The sequence below is a fragment of the Streptomyces sp. NBC_01233 genome (assembly GCF_035989305.1).
Lineage (GTDB): Bacteria > Actinomycetota > Actinomycetes > Streptomycetales > Streptomycetaceae > Streptomyces.
Window position 1 is genome coordinate 1,935,414 of record NZ_CP108514.1, and the last position, 24,972, is coordinate 1,960,385.

At 73.6% G+C, this 24,972-nt stretch carries 22 protein-coding genes, 7 tRNA genes and 1 pseudogene; 12 read left to right on the forward strand and 18 right to left on the reverse strand.

What is annotated here, in order from left to right:
* Nucleotides 1-37: 37 nt before the first annotated feature.
* Entirely contained in the window at nucleotides 38-1,279 is a 1,242-nt protein-coding gene (locus tag OG332_RS08855) for a hypothetical protein (protein WP_327412933.1), read from the reverse strand.
* Complete coding sequence (locus OG332_RS08860; protein WP_327412934.1) at nucleotides 1,279-1,881, reverse strand: DUF4365 domain-containing protein; 603 nt, start codon at nucleotides 1,879-1,881, stop codon at nucleotides 1,279-1,281. The genes OG332_RS08855 and OG332_RS08860 overlap by 1 nt, the downstream gene beginning before the upstream one ends.
* 207 nt (nucleotides 1,882-2,088) lie before the next feature.
* Between OG332_RS08860 and OG332_RS08865 the strand changes: the two genes are divergently transcribed.
* Complete coding sequence (locus OG332_RS08865; RefSeq protein WP_327412935.1) at nucleotides 2,089-2,814, forward strand: 3'-5' exonuclease; 726 nt, start codon at nucleotides 2,089-2,091, stop codon at nucleotides 2,812-2,814.
* Nucleotides 2,815-2,875: 61 nt separating this feature from the next.
* On the opposite strand, the gene OG332_RS08870 is transcribed toward OG332_RS08865, so the two are convergent.
* Nucleotides 2,876-2,947 (reverse strand) — tRNA-Val (locus OG332_RS08870).
* Between the two features lie 128 nt (nucleotides 2,948-3,075).
* On the opposite strand from OG332_RS08870, the pseudogene OG332_RS47820 reads away from it, so the two are divergent.
* Nucleotides 3,076-5,286 (forward strand): annotated as a pseudogene (locus OG332_RS47820) (SCO7613 C-terminal domain-containing membrane protein); the annotation flags it as partial.
* 35 nt (nucleotides 5,287-5,321) lie between these two features.
* Here OG332_RS47820 and OG332_RS08875 read toward each other — a convergent pair.
* Nucleotides 5,322-6,515, reverse strand: coding sequence for an IS30 family transposase (locus OG332_RS08875; protein ID WP_327419148.1), 1,194 nt, complete (start codon nucleotides 6,513-6,515; stop codon nucleotides 5,322-5,324).
* A 243-nt stretch (nucleotides 6,516-6,758) separates the two neighbouring features.
* On the opposite strand from OG332_RS08875, the gene OG332_RS08880 reads away from it, so the two are divergent.
* Nucleotides 6,759-6,896 carry an SCO7613 C-terminal domain-containing membrane protein gene (locus tag OG332_RS08880; protein ID WP_327412936.1) on the forward strand — a complete coding sequence of 46 codons (138 nt, stop codon included), beginning with the start codon at nucleotides 6,759-6,761 and terminating at the stop codon, nucleotides 6,894-6,896.
* A 47-nt stretch (nucleotides 6,897-6,943) separates the two neighbouring features.
* On the opposite strand, the gene OG332_RS08885 is transcribed toward OG332_RS08880, so the two are convergent.
* Together OG332_RS08885 and OG332_RS08890 are read right to left on the reverse strand one after the other, a co-directional pair.
* Nucleotides 6,944-7,015, reverse strand: a tRNA-Val gene (locus OG332_RS08885).
* Nucleotides 7,016-7,061: 46 nt separating this feature from the next.
* The gene (locus tag OG332_RS08890; RefSeq protein ID WP_327412937.1) at nucleotides 7,062-7,571 is read right to left on the reverse strand and encodes a TIGR02611 family protein; all 510 of its coding nucleotides are present in this window, start codon (nucleotides 7,569-7,571) and stop codon (nucleotides 7,062-7,064) included.
* 177 nt (nucleotides 7,572-7,748) lie between these two features.
* Between OG332_RS08890 and OG332_RS08895 the strand changes: the two genes are divergently transcribed.
* Both OG332_RS08895 and OG332_RS08900 read left to right on the forward strand, forming a co-directional pair.
* Nucleotides 7,749-8,162 (forward strand): SsgA family sporulation/cell division regulator, encoded by a 414-nt coding sequence (locus tag OG332_RS08895; RefSeq protein ID WP_327412938.1) that lies wholly within the window; start codon nucleotides 7,749-7,751, stop codon nucleotides 8,160-8,162.
* A gap of 197 nt (nucleotides 8,163-8,359) precedes the next feature.
* Nucleotides 8,360-8,980, forward strand: coding sequence for a CGNR zinc finger domain-containing protein (locus tag OG332_RS08900; protein WP_327412939.1), 621 nt, complete (start codon nucleotides 8,360-8,362; stop codon nucleotides 8,978-8,980).
* Here OG332_RS08900 and OG332_RS08905 read toward each other — a convergent pair.
* Nucleotides 8,921-9,094, reverse strand: a complete 174-nt coding sequence (locus OG332_RS08905) for a hypothetical protein (protein ID WP_327412940.1) — start codon at nucleotides 9,092-9,094, stop codon at nucleotides 8,921-8,923. The genes OG332_RS08900 and OG332_RS08905 overlap by 60 nt on opposite strands.
* Before the next feature lie 132 nt (nucleotides 9,095-9,226).
* Nucleotides 9,227-9,685, reverse strand: coding sequence for a hypothetical protein (locus tag OG332_RS08910; protein WP_327412941.1), 459 nt, complete (start codon nucleotides 9,683-9,685; stop codon nucleotides 9,227-9,229).
* A gap of 176 nt (nucleotides 9,686-9,861) precedes the next feature.
* On the opposite strand from OG332_RS08910, the gene OG332_RS08915 reads away from it, so the two are divergent.
* Nucleotides 9,862-10,356, forward strand: a complete 495-nt coding sequence (locus OG332_RS08915) for a DsbA family protein (RefSeq protein WP_327412942.1) — start codon at nucleotides 9,862-9,864, stop codon at nucleotides 10,354-10,356.
* A 4-nt stretch (nucleotides 10,357-10,360) separates the two neighbouring features.
* Here OG332_RS08915 and OG332_RS08920 read toward each other — a convergent pair whose 3' ends face one another.
* From OG332_RS08920 to OG332_RS08930, 3 genes are read right to left on the reverse strand one after another with little or no spacing between them, the layout of a single operon-like run.
* The gene (locus OG332_RS08920) at nucleotides 10,361-11,203 is read right to left on the reverse strand and encodes a GNAT family N-acetyltransferase (RefSeq protein WP_327412943.1); all 843 of its coding nucleotides are present in this window, start codon (nucleotides 11,201-11,203) and stop codon (nucleotides 10,361-10,363) included.
* Between the two features lie 43 nt (nucleotides 11,204-11,246).
* Nucleotides 11,247-12,068: an aminotransferase class IV gene (locus OG332_RS08925; RefSeq protein WP_327412944.1), complete on the reverse strand. Its 822-nt coding sequence runs from the start codon at nucleotides 12,066-12,068 to the stop codon at nucleotides 11,247-11,249.
* On the reverse strand, nucleotides 12,065-13,147 hold the full coding sequence (locus OG332_RS08930; RefSeq protein WP_327412945.1) for a chorismate-binding protein: 1,083 nt from the start codon (nucleotides 13,145-13,147) through the stop codon (nucleotides 12,065-12,067). Before OG332_RS08930 ends, OG332_RS08925 begins: the two co-directional genes overlap by 4 nt.
* 180 nt (nucleotides 13,148-13,327) lie before the next feature.
* Here OG332_RS08930 and OG332_RS08935 point away from each other — a divergent pair.
* The 5 genes from OG332_RS08935 to OG332_RS08955 all read left to right on the forward strand — a co-directional run bounded on the left by OG332_RS08935 (nucleotide 13,328) and on the right by OG332_RS08955 (nucleotide 13,801).
* Nucleotides 13,328-13,400, forward strand: a tRNA-Gly gene (locus tag OG332_RS08935).
* A gap of 39 nt (nucleotides 13,401-13,439) precedes the next feature.
* Nucleotides 13,440-13,513 (forward strand) — tRNA-Cys (locus OG332_RS08940).
* A 1-nt stretch (nucleotide 13,514) separates the two neighbouring features.
* Nucleotides 13,515-13,586, forward strand: a tRNA-Val gene (locus OG332_RS08945).
* 19 nt (nucleotides 13,587-13,605) lie between these two features.
* Nucleotides 13,606-13,677: transfer RNA gene (locus OG332_RS08950), tRNA-Val, on the forward strand.
* A gap of 52 nt (nucleotides 13,678-13,729) precedes the next feature.
* Nucleotides 13,730-13,801, forward strand: a tRNA-Val gene (locus tag OG332_RS08955).
* Nucleotides 13,802-14,013: 212 nt separating this feature from the next.
* Here the strand turns inward: OG332_RS08955 and OG332_RS08960 are convergent.
* Complete coding sequence (locus OG332_RS08960; RefSeq protein ID WP_327412946.1) at nucleotides 14,014-14,199, reverse strand: hypothetical protein; 186 nt, start codon at nucleotides 14,197-14,199, stop codon at nucleotides 14,014-14,016.
* 551 nt (nucleotides 14,200-14,750) lie between these two features.
* Between OG332_RS08960 and OG332_RS08965 the strand changes: the two genes are divergently transcribed.
* On the forward strand, nucleotides 14,751-15,929 hold the full coding sequence (locus OG332_RS08965; protein ID WP_327412947.1) for a serine/threonine-protein kinase: 1,179 nt from the start codon (nucleotides 14,751-14,753) through the stop codon (nucleotides 15,927-15,929).
* 58 nt (nucleotides 15,930-15,987) lie between these two features.
* On the opposite strand, the gene OG332_RS08970 is transcribed toward OG332_RS08965, so the two are convergent.
* From OG332_RS08970 to OG332_RS08995, 6 genes are all read right to left on the reverse strand, one after another.
* Nucleotides 15,988-16,797, reverse strand: a complete 810-nt coding sequence (locus OG332_RS08970; RefSeq protein WP_319730158.1) for a TrmH family RNA methyltransferase — start codon at nucleotides 16,795-16,797, stop codon at nucleotides 15,988-15,990.
* A gap of 42 nt (nucleotides 16,798-16,839) precedes the next feature.
* Complete coding sequence (gene cobA, locus OG332_RS08975; protein ID WP_327412948.1) at nucleotides 16,840-18,057, reverse strand: uroporphyrinogen-III C-methyltransferase; 1,218 nt, start codon at nucleotides 18,055-18,057, stop codon at nucleotides 16,840-16,842.
* Between the two features lie 326 nt (nucleotides 18,058-18,383).
* A complete protein-coding gene (gene cobT, locus OG332_RS08980; RefSeq protein WP_327412949.1) occupies nucleotides 18,384-21,542 on the reverse strand; it encodes a nicotinate-nucleotide--dimethylbenzimidazole phosphoribosyltransferase in 3,159 nt (1,052 codons plus the stop codon).
* 274 nt (nucleotides 21,543-21,816) lie between these two features.
* On the reverse strand, nucleotides 21,817-23,019 hold the full coding sequence (cbiE, locus tag OG332_RS08985) for a precorrin-6y C5,15-methyltransferase (decarboxylating) subunit CbiE (protein WP_327412950.1): 1,203 nt from the start codon (nucleotides 23,017-23,019) through the stop codon (nucleotides 21,817-21,819).
* Nucleotides 23,020-23,095: 76 nt separating this feature from the next.
* Entirely contained in the window at nucleotides 23,096-23,785 is a 690-nt protein-coding gene (locus tag OG332_RS08990; protein WP_327412951.1) for a GNAT family N-acetyltransferase, read from the reverse strand.
* Nucleotides 23,786-24,023: 238 nt separating this feature from the next.
* Nucleotides 24,024-24,887 (reverse strand): MetQ/NlpA family ABC transporter substrate-binding protein, encoded by an 864-nt coding sequence (locus tag OG332_RS08995; RefSeq protein ID WP_327412952.1) that lies wholly within the window; start codon nucleotides 24,885-24,887, stop codon nucleotides 24,024-24,026.
* Nucleotides 24,888-24,972 lie beyond the last annotated feature (85 nt).

Consider the following 24,972-nt stretch of genomic DNA (forward strand, 5'->3'; position numbering starts at 1 on the left):
GCGGTCCGGGGCGGAGCCCCGGCAGCGGCGCCGCGCCCTACTCATCCGCCGCGAGCACATCCGCCGGATCGAACGCGTCGTCCAGCGACTTCATCAGCCGGTCCCGCTCGACCTCGTCCAACGGCACCGGCGTCACGTCCGTCGCATCCGTCAGGCGACGGAAGCCGCCCCGCCGCTGCAACCGCCCGCCGACGCGGATCGGCAGGCCCACCAGGTGCGCGTGCCCCGCCACCCGGTACGCCTCCTCGTCCAGCGCGACGCGTATGTACGGGACCTCCGCCCCGGCGAGGACCCGCAGCCGGACCGTGCCCCCGCCCCCCGGGGCCGAGCGCCGCATCCGGACCACCGCCCCCGCGATGCGGACCTGGACGGCCGGTTCGTCCCGGGTGTACCGCGCCGCCGCCTCCCGCAGCACCGGCAGGTCGCCCGGCGAGAACTCCACCGGCTCGGGCCGGGCCGCGCAGCCCGCCGGAACCCCCGCCGCCGGCGCCCAGGCGAGCGCGATCCGGGCCCCCTCCGAGCCCCGGACCAGCGCGATCAGTGCCTCGGCGAGCTCCCGGCTGACCCCGGCCCGCACCGCGGCGTCGAAGGCCTCCATGCCGCCGGTGGCCCGCTGGTAGTCCACGGCTTCGCGGGCCGCGTGCAGGGCGTGGTGGAGCCGGGCCACGATGCCCCGGCCGCCGTCCACCGGTACGTACGCGGTCAGGTGCCGGCCGCCCGGGTGCGGGCCCACCAGAACCCCGTCCAGGGCCCGTTCGGCCTTGGCCCGGTGCCGGGCCCCGTAGTACCCGGCACGGGCCCGTTCGGCCAGGGCCCCGGCGAGGAGGAGCTGCCGGGCGGCCGAGCGCAGCTGTTCCTGCACCGTCCACGCGGCCTCGCCCTGGAGCCCGTACGCCCCTTGCGGGATCTCCCGGTCCCAGTGGATCTCGTCGCTGGGCACGCTCAGCCCGTAGAGCACCTCCCGCGCGGAGGGCAGGCCGCTGCGCGAGAGGGCGGTGATGGCCTCTTCGAGCAGGTCGGCGCAGTCGGGGAAGGTGCGGCTCTCGGGGACGAGCACGCTGGTGGCGGCGCGGGCCGTCGAGTGCGTGGCGGGCGGGGTCCAGCGCCCGTACCGGCCGGCGGCCCCGCCCCGGCGCAGCCAGCCGTGGCGGTGCAGCAGCGCGCCGAGCACGGCCGGATCGACCTGCGCGGGATCGGGGGCGGCGGGCTGCGCGGAGTCCGTGAATCCGCCGTAGTCCGGGGACGGCAGCGGCTCCAGGTTCGGCGAGTGCCAGTGCATCAGGGTGTCCCTCCCGACCCGACCCGGGTCATGATCTCGCACAGCGCCCGGTCGTCGAAGATCCGCGTGGTCGGGATTCGTACGGTGGTCCGGCGGCGGCCGGTCACCGGGTGTCCGGCGAGATTGGTCCAGTAGCAGCAGTGCCGCAGGTCTAGGCGGTCGTGCCCGGCGGCGAGCCACTGGTCGCGCTCCCGCGGGACGATCATCACGACGAGGATCTTGTGCACGGCGACCGGGGTGCGGGCCAGTTTCACCAAGTGCTCGTTGTCGAGGGTGAAGGCGAAGGTGGGCCCGGCCGGCCGGGGCGGTATCTGGTAGGTCGCCTTCAACTGCACCTTGATGGTGACCTCGTCGTCGACGACGTGCTCGGGGGCGCCGTGGCTGACGTGCCAGTCGATGCCGTTGTCCGGAAAGGGCTGGGAGAGCGAGCAGCCGGCCGCGGCGGCGACGGCGTGCAGGTATCCCACCTGAAGGGTTTCCATACAGGCGGTGGTGGCGAGTGTGCCGCGCAGCGGTCCGGTCCGCGCGTCGTCCGGTGTTCCGGTCCGCGGATCGATCTGCCCCGCCAGCACCCCGCCCGGTTCGGGCTGCGCGAGCGCCATGGCCGGCTCCCCATGCCTTCCGGGCTCTGCCGTCGGTGGTGGGTGGGGTGACGACCGGTCATGTGTACGGCCCCCCATGGATGTTGTCTCCGCACCCGGGTCCCCGCAAACGGCGTACGGGGCAAACAGCCCGGGTATCACCGATGCGGGCGAAGGTGGCGTGATCCAGGTGCGCCCCATCTGCCGACCGGGGACGAGGAGTTCGCCATGACACGCTGGTACGAGGGCCCGCTGGCCGCATTCGACACGGAGACCACCGGGGTGGACGTCGAGCAGGACCGGATCGTGTCCGCCGCGCTCATCGTGCAGGAGTGTGCGGGAGGCCGGGTCCGCACCACGCGCTGGCTGGTCAATCCCGGCGTTCCGGTGCCCCCGGGGGCGACGGAAGTGCACGGGCTGACTGACGAGCACCTGCAGCGTCACGGGCGCTGGCCGGCGCCCGTGGTGGAGGAGATAGCCCGTGCGCTCGGGGAGCAGCAGGTGGCCGGCCGGCCGGTGGTGGTGATGAACGCGCCGTTCGATCTGACGCTGCTGGACCGGGAGTTGCGCCGGCACCGGGCCTCGTCGCTGGCCCGCTACCTGGACAACCGGCCGCTGACGGTGCTGGATCCGCGGGTGCTGGACAAGCACCTGGACCGGTACCGCAAGGGGCGGCGGACGCTGACGGACCTGTGTGCGCACTACGGGATCGAGCTGGAGGGCGCGCACGACGCGGCGGCGGACGCGATGGCCTCGCTGGAGCTCGTACGGGCGGTGGGGCGCCGGTTCGCGGCCCGGCTGGAGCGGCTGTCGCCGGCGGAGCTGCACACGCTGCAGGCGGTCTGGCACGCGGCGCAGGCGCGGGGCCTGCAGGCGTGGTTCGCGCGGCAGGGGACGCCGGAGCCGGTGGATCCGCACTGGCCGCTGCGGCCGGACCTGTCGACGGCGGCCTAGGGCGCACGGCCCCGTACATGCGGAAGGCCGGTCCGTCTTGCGACGGACCGGCCTGTCCCGGTGGGCGATACTGGGATCGAACCAGTGACCCCTTCGGTGTGAACGAAGTGCTCTCCCGCTGAGCTAATCGCCCGGGAACGCACCGAACAATACAGAAGCCCCGGGGCTGGTTCAAACCGCTTGCCTCCCGTTGCGTACTCAGAGCGGATCTGAGTACGTCCGCCCATGTCCTGACGGCGTGACCGGCGCCACACTCCCGGTATGAACACCCCTCTGCCGCCGGCCGAAGAGCTGGCGCTCATCGACCGTGAGCTGGTGCAACTCGATGCCCGGCGGCTCCACTTGCTGACCCGCCGGGACTGGCTGCTGCGCATCCTCCAGCAGCCCGGACCCGCCACCGCCCCCGCCAGCTGGGGAGCCGCCGTGCCCGCCGGGCCGCCGAAGGAGACCTCGGCCCCGAGCGCGCAGAACGTGCTGCTCACCCTGGGCGCCGTCCTGCTGGCCGTGGCCGCGCTGGCGTTCACGCTGGTCAGCTGGGGGTCCATGGGGATCGCCGGGCGCTCGGCGGTACTGGCCGCGGTGACGGCGGCGGCGCTGGCCGCGCCCGTGCCGCTGCTGCGCCGGGGGCTGCGGTCGACGGCGGAGTCGGTCGCCGCGGTGGGGCTGCTGCTGACGGTGCTGGACGCGTACGCGCTGTACGCGGTCGGCATGCCGGACGCCGACGGCACCGGGTACGCGGCGGGTGCGGCCGCGGTGCTGGCGGCGGTGTGGGCCGGGTACGGCTCGGCCCTGCGTAAGCTGCGGCTCCCGCTGCCGGCGGCGGTGCTGGCGGCGCAGTTCCCGCTGCCGCTGGCGGCGCTGGCCGCGCAGGCGGGCCCGCTGGAGCTCGGCTGGGCGCTGCTGGCGACGGCGGTGCTGGACGCGGCGCTCGCCCTGCGGGCGCGGGCGGCGGCGGCCCCGGCGGCCGTGCTCGCGGCGGCGGCGCTGCTGATCGGGGTGGCCGAGTCGTGGTCGGCGGGCTCGGTGGCGCAGGCGCTGGCTCCGGCGGCGCTGCTGCTGGCGGGCGCGGCCCTGGGCACGGCGGCGGCCTGGCGGGAGCCGCGCGCCTGGGGCGCCGCGCTGGCGGCCGGTCTGGCGGCGGTGGTGGCGCTGGGCGGGCTGGCCCGGCCGGCCCTGACGGATTCGGTCCGGGACGGCGCGTGGGTGGCACTGGCACACCTGCTGGTGGCGCTGCCGCTGCTGGCGGCGGTACGCGTCTGCGCGCTCCCGGCGGCGGTACGGCGGGGCCTGGTGCGGGCGGGGGTGGCGGTGACCGCCCTGGTGGCTCTGTCGGCCGGTGCCGCGGTGGTTCCGACGCTGCTGGCCCGGCTGCGGGTGCTGGAGGAGGTGTGGGCGGTGACCACTCCGGCCCCGGCTCCGTACGCGCCGGGTGCGGCGGGTGTGGTGATCCTGCTGACGGCGGCGGGGGCGGCCTGGTGGCTGTCCCGGGTGCTGGCGCGGCCGGAGCCCGGGGTGGTGGCGGTGGTCCTGGCCTGGGCGGGGCTGTTCACGGCTCCGGTGCTGCTCGGGTTCCCGGCGGCGGCGGTGTTCGCCGCCCAGCTGGCGGTCACGGGCGCGGCCGGGGCGTTCGCCCTGCGCTCCCCCGCGCGGGGCGCCGGGATCGCGGCGGCCGTGTGCGCGCTGGCCGGCGCCGCGAACGTGTCCGTGGGCGCGCTGGACGGCCGCGTGGCCACCTTCGCGGTGTGGGGGCTGCTGGGCACGGCCTGCGCGGCGGGGGCGGCGTACGGGCCCGCTCCGCGCCGGGTCCGCGCCGCGGCGGCGGTGTGCGCCGTCGGATACGCCACGGCGGTGCTGGTGGCGGCGGCCGCGGTGACGGACCTGGCGGTGGTCTGGTGGGCGCTGCCGGTGCTCGCGGTCCCGGCGCTGGCGGCGGCTGCCGGGCCGCGGCTGGGCGGCGTGCGGGTGCCCGTGGAGATCGCGGCGGCCGTGGCCGGTGCCCTTGCGGTGGCCCTGTCGGCCGGGCGGGCCGGGACGCTGGCGCTGGTCCTGGCGCTGGCCGGGGTGGTCTGTGCGGGCGCCGCGGTGCGCCCGGAGCGGCGCGCGGTGGGCTGGGCGGCGGGGGCGCTGTTCGCGGCGGCCACCTGGGTGCGGCTGGCCGACGCCGGGGTCACGACGCCGGAGGCCTACACGCTGCCGGTGACGGCGGCGGCCCTCGTGGTGGGCTTCCTGCGGCGCCGCAAGGACCCGCAGGCCTCGTCCTGGACGGCGTACGGCCCGGGGCTGGCGGCGACGCTGCTGCCGAGCCTGCTGGTGGCCCTGGACGACCGGAACTGGGTGCGCCCGCTGCTGCTGGGGCTGGCCGCGCTGGCCCTGACCCTGATCGGCGCCCAGCGCCGGCTGCAGGCCCCGCTGCTGCTGGGCGGCGCGGTGCTGGCGGTGGTGGCGGTGCACGAGCTGGCCCCGTACGTGGTGGGCGGATTCTTGGGGTCCTCGCAACACCTGACGGTCTACGTGCTCGTCAGTAGATCACGCAGGCGCTCGGCTGGGGTTTTCCAGCCGAGCGTTTTGCGGGGCCGGCCGTTGAGTTGCTGGGCGACGTGTTCGAGGTCTTCGGGGCTGTGCACGGACAGGTCGGTGCTCTTGGGGAAGTACTGCCGTAGCAGGCCGTTGGTGTTCTCGTTCGATCCGCGCTGCCAGGGTGAGTGCGGGTCGCAGAAGTAGACCGGCACGCCTGTGGCCACGGTGAACTGCTTGTGCGCGGCCATCTCGCAGCCCTGGTCCCAGGTCAGCGAGCCGCGCAGGTGCCCGGGCAGGGTCTGGATCAAGGGCACCAGCACGTCGCGGACCTCCTCGGCCGTATGCCCGCCGGGCAGATGCCCCAGCATGACGTAGCGGGTGGAGCGCTCGACCAGGGTGACGATCGCGCTCTCGCTGCGGGGGCCGACGATCAGATCGCCCTCCCAGTGACCGGGCACTGCCCGGTCCTCGACCTCGGCAGGACGCTCGGAGATCATCACCATCTCGTCGACGAACCGGCGCGTGCGCTGGTCCGGGCTGCGGTGCGGCTTGCGGCGAGTGCGCCCGGTGCGCAGCGCGGCCGCGACTTCGCGGCGCAGTCCGCCACGGGCCTGGACGTAGACCGCCTGGTAGATCGTTTCCGGGCTCACGCGCATGCTCTCGTCGTCGGGGAACTCGATGACCAGAGCGTGGCAGATCTGCTCGGGTGACCACTGTTCCTGCAGCTTTTCCGCGACGAACCGGCGGAGCGGGCTGTCCTGGGCGAGCTTGGAGTCCTTGGGGCGCGACCGGCTCCTCGCCCATGCCCGCTGGGCCCGGTGCGGCCGGTAGACGCCATCGACCGACCGGGCGTCGATCTCGCGCTTGATCGTGGACGCCGGTCGGCCCAGTGCCCGTCCGATCGCGCGCAGCGACCGGCCTTCACGGTGCAGATCAGCGATCAGCTCTCGCTCGGTCACCGTGAGAAACCTGGGGTGCAGTTCGGCCTCGACCGTTGCGAGGGACGACCTTGAAGAGGTGGCGGCGATGGTGGTCACACCGGTCTTGTAGTCGATGCGGCGCCCGTCAGGATGCAGGCGCGAGTGGCCGATCTGCCGGATACCGCGGTCCCAGTCCTCAGCGGTGCGCTCATGGACGCCGGCCTGCGCGGCGGCATCACGGCGCCGGACTCCCGCAGCACGCAGCCGCTCGTACTCCGCCCGACCGGGGTGGCCGGGCCTGCGAGGCTTGCCGCGACCACGGACTCCGGCCCGGCGTGCCCACCCGAACGCCGTGTTGCGGTTCACTCCGACTGCACGAGCCGCAGCAGTGATGCTGCCGTTCTCCCTGTCCAGCGCCTCGAAGAACCTCGCCTTCAGCACCTCGAAATCCACGATCCCCGCAACTCCCTGAACTCCAGGGTGTTGCGTGGATCATTAGAACCCGCCGTGCAGGTCGCGGGGGCGCTGCCGCGCTGGGTGCCGCCGGCCCTGGCGGGCCTGCTGCTGCTGGCGGTGGGGGCGACGTACGAGAAGCGGCTGCGCGACGCCCGTCGGCTGCGGGACGCGATCGGACGGCTGCGGTAACGCCAGAGGCCCGGAGACTGTGAAAGTCTCCGGGCCTCTGGTCCGGGTGGGCGATACTGGGTTCGAACCAGTGACCCCTTCGGTGTGAACGAAGTGCTCTCCCACTGAGCTAATCGCCCGGACGCACCGCAAACATTACCGCATGTCAGCGGTGCTCCATGACCATCACTGGTCCTTGAGGTTCCAGGGCAGGACGAGCCCGTACTTCCACAGGTAGAAGCCGATCAGCACGCCCGCGATGACGAGGCCCACGCTGGTCAGGATGATGTTGCGGCGGCGGACCTTCGGGTCGAGCGCCTTCTGCGCCGCTTCGGTGACCTTGCGCTTGGTCCAGCGCAGCACGAGGTGGGCCCAGGCGAACTCGGTCGCCCAGATCGCCAGGCCCGCGAAGATCGCGACCCAGCCGGGGCCGGGCAGGATGAGCATGGCCACACCGGCGGCGATCACGGCGAGGCCGACGACGAAGACGCCGACCTGCCAGCTGAGGTGCAGGCCCTTGCTGGCCTTGATGAAGGCGGGCGCCTTCGACACGTGCGGCGCCTCGGCCGCGGCTTCCGCACCCTCGGCGGCTTCCGCACCCTCGGCGGCTCCCGTGCCCTCGGCGGCTCCCGTGGCGCGCACGGCGGATTCGTCGGCGGCGGACTCGTTCGTTCCGCGGTCACTCCCCGTATTCATGGGGTCGAATCTACCGGAGCCGGAAGCACACGTGAATGACCGTTTGGATCCGCCGTCCGAGGGACCCAGAGGTCCGCAAAACGGTCAGAGGGGTTTACAACGGCACCGTAGGTGGCATGTCGATTTCGCCGACGTGCGAATCCCCGAGCGCACACTGAGCGAAAGGCCCTGGCGCTTATGAACACCACGGTCAGCTGCGAGCTGCACCTGCGCCTCGTTGTGTCGAGCGAGTCCTCACTGCCTGTTCCCGCGGGCCTGCGGTATGACACGGCCGACCCCTACGCCGTGCACGCCACCTTCCACACCGGCGCCGAGGAGACGGTCGAATGGGTATTCGCCCGCGACCTCCTCGCGGAGGGTCTCCACCGGCCCACCGGTACCGGCGACGTCCGCGTCTGGCCGTCCCGCAGCCACGGTCAGGGCGTCGCCTGCATCGCCCTGAGCTCACCGGAGGGAGAAGCGCTGCTCGAAGCACCCGCCCGAGCACTCGAGTCGTTCCTCAAGCGGACGGACGCCGCGGTTCCACCCGGGACCGAGCACCGGCACTTCGACCTCGACAAGGAGCTCTCCCACATCCTGGCCGAAAGCTGAGCCAGGCCTACAGCCGCTCGACACCGTCCGACTCGGGGCGACGGTGCGGGTCGGACAACCACATACGGCAGTGCCGGCGCTGTTCCCGCGGAATCCACCCGCGAGAACGGCGCCGGTGTGCGTCGGGGTACCCGCTAGAGTCGGGCGGCAGCGGCGGCGCCTCCCGTCGCCGCAGGCCCGGCCCCTAGGGAGACCCCGTGCAGATCCCCCACGACACCCGTCGCGCGCTCGACGTCGTCGTCGCGCTGGTGAACACCGTGGCCGAGGCGGACCAGCCCGACGGACTCTCGGACGTCGGCTCGCTGCGCGGCTTCGTCCAGGAGTACGCGATCAGTGACGTCGGCGAGCTCGGCGCCCGCGACCTGGCCGGCGTCCGGACCGTGCGCGGCAAATTCGCCCAGGTCTTCGGAGCACCGAACCCGCGTGCGGCGGCCGCGCTGATCAACGAGCTCGTGGCCACCGCGGGCACCACCCCGCAGCTGACCGACCACGACGGCTACGACTGGCACGTCCACTACTTCGCGCCGGGCGCGTCGGTGGGCGACCACCTGGCGGCCGACGGCGGCATGGCCCTGGCCTTCATCGTGGTCTCCGGCGAACAGGAGCGGCTGCGCCGCTGCGAGGCACCGGACTGCCGGCGCGCCTTCGTGGACCTGTCCCGCAACCGCTCCCGGCGCTACTGCGACAGCCGGACCTGCGGGAACCGGCTGCACGTGGCGGCGTACCGGGCCCGGCGCAAGGAGGCCGACGCGGGGCTGTCAGAGCATGAAGAGGTCGTGCACGGCGGCGAGCAGCAGCAGGATGCCGATCACCGCTAGGAAGATCATCAGGGGCGGCTGGGAGAGCGCGAAGAGGCAGCCTCGCGGCTCCTCCACGACGGGGGCGGGTACCGGCACGGGCACCGAGGGCTCACTCTGCGATGTCTCGAGCATGTCGGGGCGATGATGACGCAGTGGACGGCCGTCCGCGCCTCAACACGCCAACAACCGCGCGGCAGTTCGCCCGATCTCGTGTACGGGGCGCCCTGCGACCCGTTCCAGGGGTGCCCTCCGGAAGCCCCGGAGTCAGATGCCGTGCTTCTTGAGGATGGCCTCGATGTCGGAGAAGTCGTCGGCGGGGGCGGCGGCCGGCTTGCGGCTCGGCGCGGGCTCGCGCTGCGCACCGGCTCCGGCGGCGCCGAGGGACGGCGCGGAGGCGGCCGGGGCCACGGCCTCCGGGGCCCGGCTCCCCTTGACCTTCTTCTTCGCGGGCTCCCCGGACGCGCCGAGGCGGCGGCGCTCGATCGCCCGGGTGGTGAAGAGGAGCAGCCAGGCCAGCGCCAGCAGCCCGAAGCCGGCCCAGACGGACGGGTTGAAGACCATCCCGGACACCCACTCCACGACACCGGTCAGGACGAGGCCGATGGGCACCAGCGCGTACGCGGTGATCCGCGCGGCGGCCAGGAAGCGCTTGCGGTAGGCGGTCAGCGCGGCGATGCCCAGGCCCGCCGCGGACACCGCAGAGCAAATGGTCTCGGCAAGCATGCGGTCCTCCGGGCTGTCGGCGGCAAGGCGATCTGTCCCTATCCATCCTGCACCGCCCGTCGCCGCGGGGGCCAGGCCCGCAGCCGCCCCCGGACGGATCTCCGGGACATCTCCGGGTCGCGCCTCCTCCCTGGGTCCCGGTCGGTGGGCCCGGCGGGGGCTGGGAGACTGTCCGTATGACCGATTCCGTGATCCTCGACGTCTGGTGCGAGCTCCAGTGCCCGGACTGCCACCGCGCCCTGGACGACGTGCGCGCCCTGCGGGCCCGCTACGGCGACCGGCTGGACATCCGGCTGCGCCACTTCCCCCTGGAGAAGCACAAGCACTCCTTCGCCGCGGCGCAGGCCGCCGAGGAGGCCGCCGAGCAGGGGCAGGGCTGGCCCTACGCGGAGGCCGTCCTGGCGCGCACCGCCGAGCTGGCCGAGCGCGGCGAGCCGGTGCTGCTGGACGTGGCGCGCGAACTGGGTCTGGACGTCGAGGAGTTCGACACCGCCCTGATCGACGGGCGGCACATCCTGATCGTCGACGCGGACCAGGCCGAGGGCAAGGCGATCGGCGTGACCGGCACCCCGACGTACGTGATCGACGGCGAGCGCCTCGACGGCGGCAAGAGCCAGGACGGCCTGCGCGCCCGCATCGAGGAGATCGCCGACCGCCTGCTCGGCGCCTGAGGTCCTAGATCAGTTCCTTGACGGCGTTCACCGTGGTGTCCCGGTACCCGAGCGACTCGTAGAGCCGCCGGGCCGGGGTGTTGCCCTCGACCACGTACAGCCCCAGGCGGCGGGCGCCGGCGGCCAGTGCGCTGTGTTCGGCCAGCAGCATGAGGGTCCGGCCGTGCCCCTGGCCGCGGTGTCCGGGCTCGACCCGGACGTCGTACACGTACGGGACGGAGCCGAGGCCGGGCAGTTCGCGCTCCCCCACCCACACGCTGCCCAGGATCGCGCCCTGCGGGCTCTCCACCACGTGGAAGGCCGTGCCGGGGGTCTCCCGCCCGGCCGGCAGCATCCGGGCGTGCTCGGCGCGGGACGCGGCCACGCCCTGCTCCGCGGTCATGCCCGGGGCGACGAGGCGGGGGGCGTACTCCACGGTCGCCACCTCCAGCCAGGCCTCGAACTCGGCCTGGGTCATGGGGCGGCCCGTGCTGCCCGCCGGGAGCGCGGGCGGTTCGGCCGGCAGCTCCTTGACCATGACCCGGCCGGTCTCCCGGTAGCCGAGGGCCGTGGCCATCCGCAGCGCCGGCCCGGCGCCGGCGGGCACCGACACGGCGACGCCGGTGCAGCGCCAGGAGCGCAGCACCTCCTCGGCGGCGAGCGCGGCGACCGTGCCGCGCCCGCGCCGGCGGTCCTGTTCGTCGATCCACAGGTCGCGGATCACACCGATCCGGGGCTCTGCGGCGGACCGGGTGGCCAGTTCGAGGGCGCCGACGTGCCGGCTGTTGACCCGCACCTCGTAGGTCCGCGAGCGGGTTCCGTCACTGTTCTGCTGGAGCGGCTGTGCGGGCCGCAGGGTGGTGGTCATCACTTCGAGTTCTACCTGCCCGGCGGCCCCGCGTCACCAGGGTTCACGGATCGATGTCCGAAGCGGCCTTCACCTCGAAGATCCGCATCACCTCGGCCGTGACGGGCCCGGGGCCCGTGCCCAGCTCGCGGTCGTCGATCCGGACGACCGCCTGGGCGTCGCGCAGGGAGGAGGTCACGAAGACCTCCTCGGCGCGCTCCAGCTCCTCGAAGGGCAGGTCGGTCTCCTTGGCGCCGGCCCAGTCGACGATGAGGGCCCGGGTGATGCCCGCCAGGCAGCCGGAGCTCAGTGGCGGGGTGTGCAGTTCCCCGTCGAGGACGACGAAGACGTTGGAGCCGGTGCCCTCGCAGAGCCGGCCGACGGTGTTGGCGAGGAGCGCCTCGGAGGCCCCGGCCCGGTGCGCGGCGGCGAGCGCGACCACGTTCTCGGCGTACGAGGTGGTCTTCAGGCCGGCGACGGCGGAGCGCTCGTTTCGCACCCAGGGGACGGTGACGACGGCGGTGGTGTCCGCGTGGCGGACGTTCGGCGCGACGGCGGCGATCAGGGTGGTGCCGGCGTCCCCGCGGTCGGAGCCGAGCGGGGCGACTCCGCCGGTGTAGGTGACGCGCAGCCTCCCGTGCTCCATCGGGTTGGCCTCCAGTACGGCGGAGCAGGCCCGGCGCACCTCGTCGAGGTCGGGGTCGGGCAGGCCGAGTCCCCGGGCGGAGCGGGTCAGCCGCTCCAGGTGGCGGGTGAGCGCGAAGGCCCGGCCGCGCTCCGCCTTCAGCGTCTCGAAGACGCCGTCTCCCACGGTCAGCCCGTGGTCGAGGACGGACACGTGCGCGCTGCCGACGTCCTTCAGCACTCCGTCGAGCCAGATCTTCATGGTGCGGTCCTTCCGATCGTCCCGTTGCTGCCCTGGCCACCGGTGGTTTCGAGGCCCGACGCCACCCGCAGCAGGCGGGCGGCCTTCAGCTCGGTCTCCGCCCACTCGCGGTCGGGGTCCGAGCCCCAGGTGATGCCGGCGCCGGTGCCGAAGAGCAGGCTGGGGCCGCCCGGGGTCTCGCGGTCGATCCAGAAGGTTCGGATGCCGACGGCGAGCTCGGCGGTGCCCCGGTCGGCGTCGACCCAGCCGATGCCTCCGCAGTAGGGACCGCGCGGGGCGGTCTCCAGCGCCTCGATGATCCGCAGGGCGGAGGACTTGGGGGCACCGGTGACGGAGCCGGGCGGGAAGGTGGCGGCGAGCAGCTCGGGCCAGCCGGCGCCGTCGGCCAGCTCGCCGCTGACGGTGGAGACGAGGTGGACCAGGCCCGGGTGCTCCTCGACGGCGCACAGTTCGGGCACGGTGACGGAGCCCGTCGCGCAGACCCGGCCGAGGTCGTTGCGTACGAGGTCCACGATCATCACGTTCTCGGCGTGGTCCTTGGGGAGCAGGTCGGCGACGGTGCGGCCGGTGCCCTTGATGGGGCCGGACTCGATGTGGCGGCCGGTCCGGCGCAGGAAGAGCTCCGGGGAGGCGGTGGCGATCTCCACGCCGCGGGCGGCCAGCCGAATCGTTCCTGCATAGGGTGCGGGGTTGCCGCGGGCGAGGAGCGCCGTGAGCGCGTCGACGTCGGCGCGGTCCGGGTGCGGCAGCGGCGCGGACATCACCCGGCAGAGATTGGCCTGGTAGACCTCGCCTGCGGCGATGTGCTCACGGATGCGGCGCACGCCGGCGACGTACGCGGCCCGGTCGAGCGAGGAGGTCCACTGGTCGGCGTCCGGCCCGCGCCAGGCGCCGGGGACCGGCGCGGGCACCGGGTCGGGGCGCACGTCACCGAAGCGCGCGCAGACCAGCCGCCCTTCGAAGTCGGCGGCCACCGCCCAGAAGCCGGTGGAGTCGAGGGCGGCGGGATCACTGGTGACGTCCCGGAGGTCGGTCGCGAGGAGGCCGCCGAAGCGGGCCATGGGGGGCAGGTCGTGCACGGCTGCGAGTCTATGACCGGTGACGACGCGGCGCCGGTGGGGTGACGAAGAGGTGACCTGTGGTGATCGGGTGGCAGCACGCTGCGGAAACGCGTTTTTGAGCTGGCCCGGGAATCCGCTAGAGTTCAACTCGTCGCCAGGGAGCGAAGGGGGAAAACCCCGGAGTGAGCACGGTGACCTGCGGACGTAGCTCAGTTGGTAGAGCACCACCTTGCCAAGGTGGATGTCGCGAGTTCGAGTCTCGTCGTCCGCTCGAAGTGGGGGATCTTCCCGAGAACCCCTGCAGCTCCATGGTGGAGTGGCCGAGAGGCGAGGCAACGGCCTGCAAAGCCGTCTACACGGGTTCAAATCCCGTCTCCACCTCCAAGGACGATTAGCTCAGCGGGAGAGCGCTTCCCTGACACGGAAGAGGTCACTGGTTCAATCCCAGTATCGTCCACTGATCCGCAAGGATCCCCGCGCGATTAGCTCAGCGGGAGAGCGCTTCCCTGACACGGAAGAGGTCACTGGTTCAATCCCAGTATCGCGCACGCAGCACCTGGCATCACTTGCCTGACCTGCGGCTTCCGAGCCGTGGTTCCCGCGCGATTAGCTCAGCGGGAGAGCGCTTCCCTGACACGGAAGAGGTCACTGGTTCAATCCCAGTATCGCGCACCGAACGAAAGCCCCGGCCGTCTCTTCGGCCGGGGCTTTCGCGTTCCCCCTTCACGTTCCCGCGCGGGCATGAAAAAGGGTGCTGCCCGTCCGACTCCCCAGTCGTACGGGCAGCACCCTTCACCTGCCGTCCGTCCGTCGCTCCCCCGTCCCCACGGGGTTCGACAGCCGATGTCCCGGCCCGGACCGCTCTCCCGGGCCCGGGGCGCCGCTCAGCGCCCCGGCATCAGACCCACGGACGACGCCTGTGCCACCAGCTGGTCGAAGCCTCCGAAGAGGAAGAGCAGCAGGGCGGCCAGGGGGAGCACCATGGCCGCGGCCACCAGTGGGTGGCGGGTGCCGGACTCGTGGCCGTTGAACGCGAATGCCTTGCGTCCCTGCCGCGCGATGTCCGCCATGGCCCTCTCCCTGTCGTTTGGCAGCGGCGGGCTTGTGACCTCGGGGGACGAGTGCGCCACCCGCCGCTTGTCTTCAACACTAGGCGGGCGGACGGCCCCTGGCCTCATGCCTTCGTACCCATTGCCGGGCCTCCAGGAGGATGACGGGGCCTCCTCCGCGTACTCCCCTGGGTGGAGGCCGCTCCCCCGGTATCGGGGTCTTCCCGGAGGGGATGACCGGAGGGTAGTGACTTCTCTCACTTGCGTCACTCCCTGTTGATGCGTGTCCGCCCGCCGCCCCTCGGCAAGATCCACTCGCGCGTGGGCGGCGTACGCGTGCACCGGGGAGGTCCCGGACCCGCTCCGAGGCCTCAATCCCCTTACGCCGAAGGCCGCTTGGGCGTGTGGAGCATTCGCCTCGCGCTGCCGTCCGGAATCCCTGAGGCTCCCTCAAGTGTGCTGTGTCGCACTGACAATCGAATCCCACGGCGAGGGCGCGGCCTCTGAGCACGCATGCCGGATGGTCCGTAAGCTGTGGCAGGTCAACAGGACGACCGGTCAGCGGGGTGGACATGGCGATGATGCGGCTCCGGCGCGAGGACCCGCGTGTCGTCGGCTCGTTCAGACTGCACCGGCGGCTCGGCGCCGGCGGCATGGGCGTGGTCTACCTGGGATCGGACCGGCGCGGGCAGCGCGTCGCGCTCAAGGTCATCCGGCCGGACCTGGCCGAGGACCAGGAGTTCCGCTCGCGGTTCGCGCGCGAGGTGTCCGCCGCCCGGCGGATCCGGGGCGGATGCACCGCACGGCTGGTGGCGGCGGACCTGGAGGCCGAGCAGCCGTGGTTCGCCACCCAGTACGTGCCCGGACCCTCACTGCACGACAAGGTGGCCGAGGAGGGCCCCCTGACGGCCGCGCAGATCGCCGCCGTCGGCGCCGCGCTCTCCGAGGGCCTGGTCGCCGTACACGAGGCGGGGGTCGTCCACCGGGACCTCAAGCCCTCGAACATCCTGCTCTCCCCCAAGGGCCCGCGGATCATCGACTTCGGGATCGCCTGGGCCACCGGGGCCAGCACGCTCACCCACGTGGGTACGGCCGTCGGCTCCCCCGGCTTCCTCGCGCCCGAGCAGGTGCGCGGCGCGGCCGTCACCCCCGCCACGGACGTCTTCGCCCTCGGCGCCACCCTCGCCTACGCGGCGACCGCCGACTCGCCCTTCGGGCACGGCAGTTCCGAGGTCATGCTCTACCGCGTGGTGCACGAGGAGCCGCACCTGCAGGGGGTCCCGGACGCGCTGGCACCGCTCGTACGGGCCTGCCTGGCCAAGGATCCCGAGGAGCGGCCCAGCACGCTCCAGCTGTCGATGCGGCTCAAGGAGATCGCGGCCCGCGAGGCGCAGGGACTCTCGGAGTCCCGCCCGCCGGCGCAGCGGGCCCGCACCGAGCGGCCGACGGGACGGCTCCCCGAGGACTACGCGGAGCAGCGCACGGAGCGTCGTACGGGCGGCTCCACCACGCCCCAGGCCCCGGGCGGGCCGCACTCGCGGCCCTCGTCCTCCCGCAATCCGCGCAACCCCGGCGGTCCGTCCTCCCGGCCGACCGCCGGCCGTACGGGCGGCCGCCCGGCGCCCAGGACGACGGGGACCGGACGGCGCCCCTCACGGCCGGACCCGCGGCTGATGCGGCAGCGGCTGATCGTGTTCGTCCTGGTGACCCTGATCGTGGCGCTGGGCATCGCCGCGGCACAGAAGCTCTAGGGCGCGTCTTGCGGATCCCGCCGGACCCGCGTGCCCGGGCGGGATCGCAGGAGACGGTCTAGCGGCCCTGGGCCACCGCGTAGAACGCGACGGCGGCCGCCGCGCCCACGTTCAGCGAATCCACGCCGTGCGCCATCGGGATCCTTACCCACTCGTCGGCGGCGACCAACGCCGGCGTGGACAGGCCGTCCCCCTCGGCGCCGAGCATCAGCGCGACCCGCTCCAGGGACTGCGGGGCGGCCACGTCGATCGGCGAGGCCTTCTCGTGCGGGGTGAGGGCGAGCAGTTTGAAGCCCGCCTCCCGCACCGAGTCCAGGCTCTTGGGCCAGGCCTCCAGGCGGGCGTAGGGGACGGAGAACACCGCGCCCATCGAGACCTTGACCGAGCGGCGGTAGAGCGGGTCCGCACAGTCGGGCGACAGCAGCACCGCGTCCATGCCGAGGGCGGCGGCGCTGCGGAAGATGGCCCCGATGTTGGTGTGGTCGTTGACCGCTTCCATGACGACCACGCGGCGGGTCGTGGCGAGGAGTTCCTCGGCCGTGGGCAGCGGCTTGCGCTGCATGGAGGCGAGGGCGCCGCGGTGCACGTGGTAGCCGGTGACGCGTTCGGCGAGCTCGGGGCTGACGGCGTAGACCGGGGCCGGGAGTTCGTCGATGACGTCGCGCATGACGTCGACCCACTTGGCGGAGAGCAGCATCGAGCGCATCTCGTACCCGGCGTCCTTCGCGCGTCTGATGACCTTCTCGCCCTCGGCGATGAAGAGGCCTTCGGCGGGCTCGCGCCGGCGCCGCAGTTCGACGTCGGTCAGGCCCGTGTAGTCGCGCAGGCGCGGGTCGTCGGGGTCCTCGACGGTGATGAGATCAGCCACAGGGTGATACTGCCTTGTCCTGGGTGCGGTGCCAACGGCCTGTCAGGCGCTGGTGCTGGGGGCGTTGACGCGGACGACCTCGCCGATGACGATGACGGCCGGCGGGCGGACCTCCTCGGCCCGGACCCGCTCGCCGACCGTGGCGAGGGTGGCGTCCACCCGGCGCTGGGTGGCGGTGGTGCCCTCCTGGACGACCGCGACCGGGGTGTCGGCCGCGCGCCCGTGCCGTACGAGCGCCTCGGCGATCAGACCGATCTTGTCGACGCCCATCAGGATCACCAGGGTGCCGGTGAGCTTGGCGAGGGCGGCCCAGTCCACGAGGGAGCGCGCGTCGTCGGGCCCGACGTGCCCGCTGACCACGGTGAACTCGTGGGCCACACCGCGGTGGGTGACCGGGATGCCGACGGCGCCGGGCACCGAGATGGAGCTGGAGATGCCGGGCACGACGGTGCACGGGATCCCCGCCTCCGCGAGCGCCTGGAGCTCCTCCATGCCGCGGCCGAAGACGTACGGGTCCCCGCCCTTGAGCCGCACCACGGCCTTGCCGGCCTTGGCGTGCTCGATCAGCGCGTTGTTGATGGCCTCCTGGGCCATGAAACGGCCGTACGGGATCTTCGCGGCGTCGATGACCTCGACGTGCGGCGGAAGCTCGTCGAGCAGGTCACGGGGGCCGAGGCGGTCGGCGATGACGACGTCGGCCTCGGCGAGGAGGCGGCGGCCGCGCACGGTGATGAGGTCCGGGTCGCCGGGCCCGCCGCCGACGAGGGAGACGCCGGGGGTGCGGGTGCGGGCGGCCGTGAGGGTGCCGTCGCGCAGCCCCTCGACGACCGCGTCCCGGACGGCGGCGGAACGGCGCGGGTCGTTGCCGCTCAGCACGGCGACGGTCACGCCCTCCACGCGGCCGGTGGCCGGGGTCCAGGCGGTGGCGGCCTCGGCGTCGTCGGCCCGGACGCACCAGACCCGCTCGCGCTCGGCCTCGGCGGAGGCACGGTCGTTGGCCTCGCGGTCCCGGGTGGCGATGAGGGCGTACCAGGCACCGGCCAGGTCGCCGTCCTCGTAGCGGCGGCGCTCCCAGCGGATCTCGCCGGTCTCGGCCATGGCGTCCACGGAGGGGGTGGCGGAGGGCGAGACGAGCAGGACGTCGGCGCCGGACGCGATGAGCGCGGGGAGGCGGCGCTGGGCGACCTGGCCGCCGCCGATGACGACGACGCGGCGGCCGGCGAGTCGGAGACCGACGGGGTACGCGGGGTGTTCGGCCATGGCGGTGCGGCTCCTGATGCGGCGGTCGCTCTGTCTTGCCGCTGCGGCTTTGGAGCGGCGGGGTGCGTGTGCGGTGTCGTGTGGCGCGGTGCTGACGTGCGGCTTTCCTGTGCGGGTCCACGATACGGCCCGGCGGTGGCGCGGGGCGGGCCGGGCCCGCTGCGCGGGGCTCCTGGGGCTCCGCCCCAGACCCCGCGCCTCAAACGCCGGCGAGGCTGGAGCGGGCTGGGGCCGCCTGCCGAGAACGGCTGGATTCCCCGGCCCGCCGGCGATTGAGGCGTGGGGGTCCCCCCGGACGGCGTCTGGGGGGACCCCCCGGCCCGGGGCTACTTTTCCGTGACGCCCGCCGAGTCGAAGGTGGCCACCTCGTGCATCGCGCGGGCCGCGCTCTGGACCAGCGGGAGGGCCAGCAGGGCGCCCGTGCCTTCGCCGAGGCGGAGGTCCAGGTCGACCAGGGGGCGCAGGCCGAGCTTGTTCAGGGCCGCCACGTGGCCCGGCTCCGCGCTGCGGTGACCCGCGATGCACGCCGACAGGGATTCGGGGGCGATGGCGCGGGCCACCAGGGCGGCCGCGCCGGCGCTGACGCCGTCCAGGATGACCGGCGTGCGCAGGGATGCTCCGCCCAGGAGGAGGCCCACGATCGCCGCGTGCTCCAGGCCGCCGATGGCGGCCAGGACGCCGATCGGGTCCGCCGGGTCGGGCTGGTGGAGTTCCAGGGCCCGGCGTACGACCTCGACCTTGCGGGCGTGCGTCTCGTCGTTGATGCCGGTGCCGCGGCCGGTGACCTCCGCCGGGTCGACGCCCGTGAAGACCGAGATCAGGGCGGCGGAGACCGTGGTGTTCGCGATGCCCATCTCGCCGGTCAGCAGCGCCTTGTTGCCGGCCGCGACGAGGTCGCGGGCCGTCTCGATGCCCACCTCGATCGCCGCGATCGCTTCCTCACGGGTCATCGCCGGGCCGGTGGAGAGGTCGGCCGTACCGGGGCGGACCTTGCGCGGGAGCAGGCCCGGCGTGGACGGGAGGTCGCCCGCGACGCCGACGTCGATGACGCAGACCTCCGCGCCCACCTGGTTCGCGAACGCGTTGCAGACCGCGCCGCCGCCGAGGAAGTTGGCGACCATCTGGGTCGTGACCTCCTGGGGCCACGGGGTGACTCCCTGGGCGTGGACCCCGTGGTCACCCGCGAAGATCGCAACCGCTGCCGGCTCCGGGATCGGCGGCGGGCAGACCCGGGAGAGGCCCGCGAGCTGCGCCGAGATGATCTCCAGCATGCCCAGGGCCCCGGCGGGCTTGGTCATGCGCTTCTGGCGCTCCCAGGCCTCGCCGAGCGCCTTCGCGTCGAGCGGGCGGATGCTGGCGACCGTCTCCGAGAGCAGGTCGTGCGGCTCCTCGCCGGGCAGCGCGCGGCGCCCGTACGTCTCCTCGTGGACGACCCAGGACAGCGGGCGGCGCTGGGACCAGCCGGCCTGCGCGAGCTCGGGCTCCTCGGGGAACTCGTCGACGTAGCCGACGCACAGGTAGGCGACGACCTCCAGGTGCTCCGGCAGGCCGAGCTCGCGGACCATCTCGCGCTCGTCGAAGAAGCTGACCCAGCCGACGCCGAGGCCCTCGGCGCGGGCGGCGAGCCAGAGGTTCTCGACGGCGAGGGCCGAGGAGTACGGGGCCATCTGCGGCTGGGTGTGCCGGCCGAGGGTGTGGCGGCCGCCGCGGGTGGGGTCGGCGGTGACGACGATGTTCACCGGGGTGTCGAGGATGGCCTCGATCTTGAGTTCCTTGAACTGCTTGGCCCTGCCCTTGGGCAGCGACTTCGCGTAGGCCTCGCGCTGGCGCTGGGCGAGCTCGTGCATCGTCCGGCGGGTCTCGGCCGAGCGGATGACGACGAAGTCCCAGGGCTGGGAGTGGCCGACGCTGGGGGCGGTGTGGGCCGCCTCCAGGACGCGGAGCAGCACCTCGTGCGGGATCGGGTCGGTACGGAAGCCCTTGCGGATGTCGCGGCGCTCGCGCATGACGCGCAGGACGGCCTCGCGCTCGGCGTCGGCGTAGGCGGGGGCCGGGTCGCCGGCGTGCTCGCCTGCCTGCTCGCCTGCGGCGGGCTCGGCCGGGGCCAGCGCCTCGGGCTCGGCCTCGGCCGCAGCGACCGGCTCGGGCTGCGCCGCGGCGGGCTCCGGCTGGACCGGCTCGGCCACGACGGCCTCGACCGGGACGACCGGCTCCGGCGCGACCTCGATCAGCTCCGGCGCGACGGGCTCCTCATGGGCGACCGGCTCGGGCTGCGCCGGGGCCGGCTCCGGCTGGACCGGCTCGGCCACGACGGCCTCGACCGGCACGACCGGCTCCGGCGCGACCTCGGCCGGCTCCGGCGCGACGGCGACGGGCTCGACGGGCTCGGGCTGCACGGGCTCGACTGCAACGGCCTCGACCGGGACGGCCGGCTCGGGCTGCGCCGGGGCCGGCTCCGGCTGGACGGGCTCGGCCACGACGGCCTCGACCGCGGCCACGGGCACGGGCCCGACCTCGATCGGCTGCGGCTCGGGGGCCTCGACTGCCGCGGGCGCCTCGGCGACCACGGGCTGCTGCTCGGGCTGCACGGGCTGTCCCGGCTGCTCGGGCTGTCCCGGCTGCTCGGGCTGAGCCACCGTTTCTGCGGGTACCGCGAGCGGCTCCGGCTCCACGGGCGGCTGCGCGGGCTCGGCCTCCGGCGCGGCGACCGGCTCCGGCGCGGCGACCGGCTCCGCCGCCCACGGCCCACCGGCCTGCGGCGGGATCCCGCCCGGCTGCGGGACGGGGGCCGCGACGGCCTCGGCGCGCGGGACGTCCAGGTATTCCGGGCCCGTGGTCGGGGGCCCCTCCTGGCGGAGCGGCGCGGGCACCACCGGGGTGCTCGGCACGGCGCCCACCGGAGCGGCCTGAGCGGGGGGCGCGGCCGGGCCGCGGTCGGCGAGGGAGCGTACGACTCCGCCGGTGGCCTCGGGCACGGGCGGGCCCATGTGCAGCGGGCGCCGGACGGGGGCCGCGGGAGCGGCCGGGGCGGCGGGCTGGGGTACGACGAGCCCGCCGAGGTCGAGCGCGCCGGAGTCACGGCCGCCCGCCTCGTGCGCGCCCGCGCTGTAGCCGGTGTCGGGGAAGGAGGGCTGGGGGAACTCGGGGTACGCGGCCGGCTCGGTGTACGCCACCGGGGCCCCGGGGTACGCGGGCTCGGCGCCGAAGGACGCGTCGGTGAACAGCTGCGGCTCGGGGAGCTGGGGGTCCACGGGGAAGACGGGGGCCGGCGGGACGACCTGGGGGTCGCTCCACGCGCCCTGGCCGCTCGGCATCAGCAGCAGTTCCTCGTCCTCCGGCTCGGCCGGGTTGTCCATGAGGTCCTGGAAGGCGTAGCCGCCGGGAATCGGTGCCGGGATCTGGACCGGAGCGGGGATGCCCTGCTGATCCACCATGCCCGCACTGTCCGGGAGACCCTCGCCCGGTACCTGGCCGGTGTCAGTCATGCTTACCCCTCGCCCATCGGTTCTGCCTCGTCGGTCGCCCGGTCGCCCACGAGGCCTCCAAGCGGAGTTGCCGTGCGGGGCCGGCGTGCGACGACTCCGTCCCACATACGCCTGCACGACAACCAGTAAGCATTGTCGCGCCCGTTAGCCATCGTGGCGGCCATAACCGCCACGGTCCTCTGTGGACTGCGCCACGTCGCGCGTTCCGGCGGTGTCGCGATGCCCGGAACGCCGGGGCAGTACGACGATCGGCCAGCCTACCCCGGCCCTCGTCTCAGCGGGTCACAGGACGTTCTGCCGACAGGAGGAACACCACGGAACGGTCCTGTTCGGCCCAGGTGCGGGGGTCCAGGGCGACGGACTGGAGCAGGGCGCACTCGACGGCGTAACCGTGTTCGGTGAGGGTGCGGCCGATGGCCTCCGCCTCGTCGCGGGTGGAGGCGTGGCTGACGATCCGTTCGGGGCGGCGGTCGGCGACGGCCGCGACGACCTCGGCCCCGCCGCCGCCGACGCGGACGACGTCGGGCTCGGGCAGGTTCTCCAGTACGTGCGGTGCCCGCCCGGCGACGACCTGGAGCTGCACTCCGCGCTTGCGGGCGGCGGCAGTTACGCGTTCGCAGGCGCGCGGGTCGGCGTCGACCGCGATGACGGCGGCGCCGAGGACGGCGGCGTCCACGGCCACGCCGCCGGAGCCGGCGCCGATGTCCCAGACGAGGTCGCCGGTGCGCGGGCCGAGTCGGGCGAGCTGGGCCGCGCGCAGCTGCGCCGACTCCCCTTCGCCCGCGTCGGGCTGCGGGCGCGCCCAGCCCCGGTCGCCGGAGTGGGCGGCGCCCTGGCCGAGCAGCCAGCCCGGGTCGGCGGCCGGGGTCTGTCCTGCGCCGCCGATGACGATGACGACGTTGGGGTCGCGCCAGCTGTGGTCGGCGGCCTTGTCGGAGGTGAGGACGCTCACCTGCTCCCGGTCCGTGCCGAGTTCCTCGCAGACGACGAAGGTGCGGTGGACTCCGTCGAGGAGCAGGGCCAGTTCGGCGGGGCCGGCGCCGGGCGAGGTGAGGACGGCGACCTTGGCGTGGGCGCGGCAGACGTTGACGGCGCGGCGCAGGGTGCGGGGGTGGGCGACGACGACCTGGGCGTCGTCCCAGGGCATGCCGGCGCGGGCGAAGGCGGCGGCCACGGAGGAGACGGCCGGGACCACCTCGACCTCCAGGCCGTGCTCGGGGGCGCGCAGGGTGCGTACGACGCCGAAGAAGCCGGGGTCCCCGTCGGCGAAGACCACCGCGGTGCCGCGGTGGCCGGCGATGCGGCGGGCGGCGAGGCCGAGGCTGCCGAGGCGGATGCGTTCGGCGGTGGGCGGGACCTCGGGGAGGGCGAGGTGGTGGGCGGCGCCGGCCACGAGGGTGGCGGCGGAGAGCGCGGACCGGGCGGCCGCGGTCAGGGGCGAACCGTCCCAGCCGATCACCGTGACCCGGTCGGCCATCGTCGTCAGTCTCCTGGTGTGGGGGCGGGCGAAGCTTCGTCGGGGGCGGGCACGGTGAGACTACCCGGTCATCGGTTCAGTTCCAGTCGGCGCCGACGGCGCGGCCGTGCGCGTCGGCCCGCTGCCCGAAGGCGGTGCTGCCCGCGTACCCGTCGTAGGAGTCGTAGCCATCGTATCCGTCGCCTTCGTCGAGGTCCTCGGGGACGAGGCTCCAGACGATGAGGTCGGTGCGGGTGTCGGTCCAGGCTCCGTCGGGCGTCTGCGTGCGCACTATCCACGCGTTGCGCAGCACGCCTTCGCTGATGCAGCCGATCTTCTGGGCGACCTGCTGGGAGGCGGTGTTGTCGGCGGCGGTGCGCAGTTCGAGGCGCTCGAACCCCTGGTCGCGGAAGAGCCATTGGGCGACGGCCAGGACGGATTCGCTGGCGTAGCCCTCGCCGCGGGCCCAGGGGGCGGTGACGTAGCCGACCTCGGTGGCGCGGGTGCGCCAGTTGGTGTTCCGGAGGTGGACGATGCCGACGAGGCGCTGGGTGAGGAACTCGGTGACGGCGAAGACGATGCCGCGGCCCTCGGTGCGTTCGGTGTGGGAGTCGCGGGTGGCCCAGCCGTGCGCGTCGGCGTGGGTGTAGGGGTGCGCCACGGTGGTCCAGGCGGTGACGTACTCGTCGTTCATCATCTCGGTGAGCGCGGTGACGTCCTCTTCCTCGAAGGGGCGCAGCACCAGCCGTTCCGTGCTGATGGTGACGTCCGGGAAGGTGGTAGTCATGCGCAGCTCCATGCCTGAGAAACGTGGTGCGACCGTGGTGCGATGCGACCGTGGTGAGGGACCGTTCGTACGCGGCCGCCTCCACGGGTCGTAGGCCACAGCATGCAGCATCGACCGGGGGATGTGCAGGGCCGGGTTGCCCGGAAGCGGGCAGAGCTCGGCCCCGCGCGCCGTCAGGGGCGTGCGGGGCCGAGATTCCTGACTGCGGGGCCGGGCCCGGGGGCTGACCGGCCCCGGCTCAGGAGGCCGGGGTGCCGAAGGCCGGGATGACCGAGCCCTGGTACTTCTCCTCGATGAACTTCTTGACCTCGTCGGAGTTCAGCAGCTTGGCGAGCTTCTGGATCCGCGGGTCGTTCTGGTTGCCTTCCTTGACCGCGAGGAAGTTGGCGTAGGGGTTGCCCTCGGCCTTCTCCAGGATCAGGGCGTCCTTGGCGGGCGACAGCTTGGCCTCGATGGCGTAGTTGCCGTTGATGACGGCGGCGTCCACGTCGTTCAGGGCGCGCGGGACCGTGGCGGCCTCCAGCTCCTTGAACTCCAGGCCCTTCTTGTCGGTGATGTCGGACAGCTTGGCGCTGGTGCCGACGCCCTCCTTGAGGGTGATCAGGTTGTTCGCGGCGAGCAGCTGGAGCGCGCGGCCCTCGTTGGTGGTGTCGTTGGGCACGGCGATGGTCTGGCCGGCCTTGATGTCGGCTATCGCCTTGACCTTCTTGGAGTAGAGGCCGAGGGGCTCCAGGTGCACGTTCACGACGGGCACGACGTGCGTGTTGTTCTTCTTGTTGAAGTCGTCGAGGTACGGCTTGTGCTGGAAGAAGTTGCCGGCGACCTGCCCCTGCTCGGTGGCGGTGTTCGGCAGGACGTAGTCCGTGAACTCCTTGACGTCGAGCTTGAGGCCCTCCTTCGCCGCGAGGTTGTCCTTGACGAAGTTCAGGATGTCGGCGTGCGGGCTCGGGGAGGCCGCGATGACGAGCGGCTTGCTCTCGTCGGTCTTGCCGCCGTCGGCCTTGCCGGAGGACGGGTCCGAGGAGCTGCCGCAGGCGGTGAGGCCGAGGGCGAGCGCGGTGGCCGTGGCGGCGAGGGCGGTGAGCTTGATGTTCTTACGCACGAAGAGTGCCTTTCTTGCTGAACAAGTACCGAAGACTTGCTGGTGGTGGCCCAAGCACGACAAGTGCGGGCTCTGTGGGGTGGGA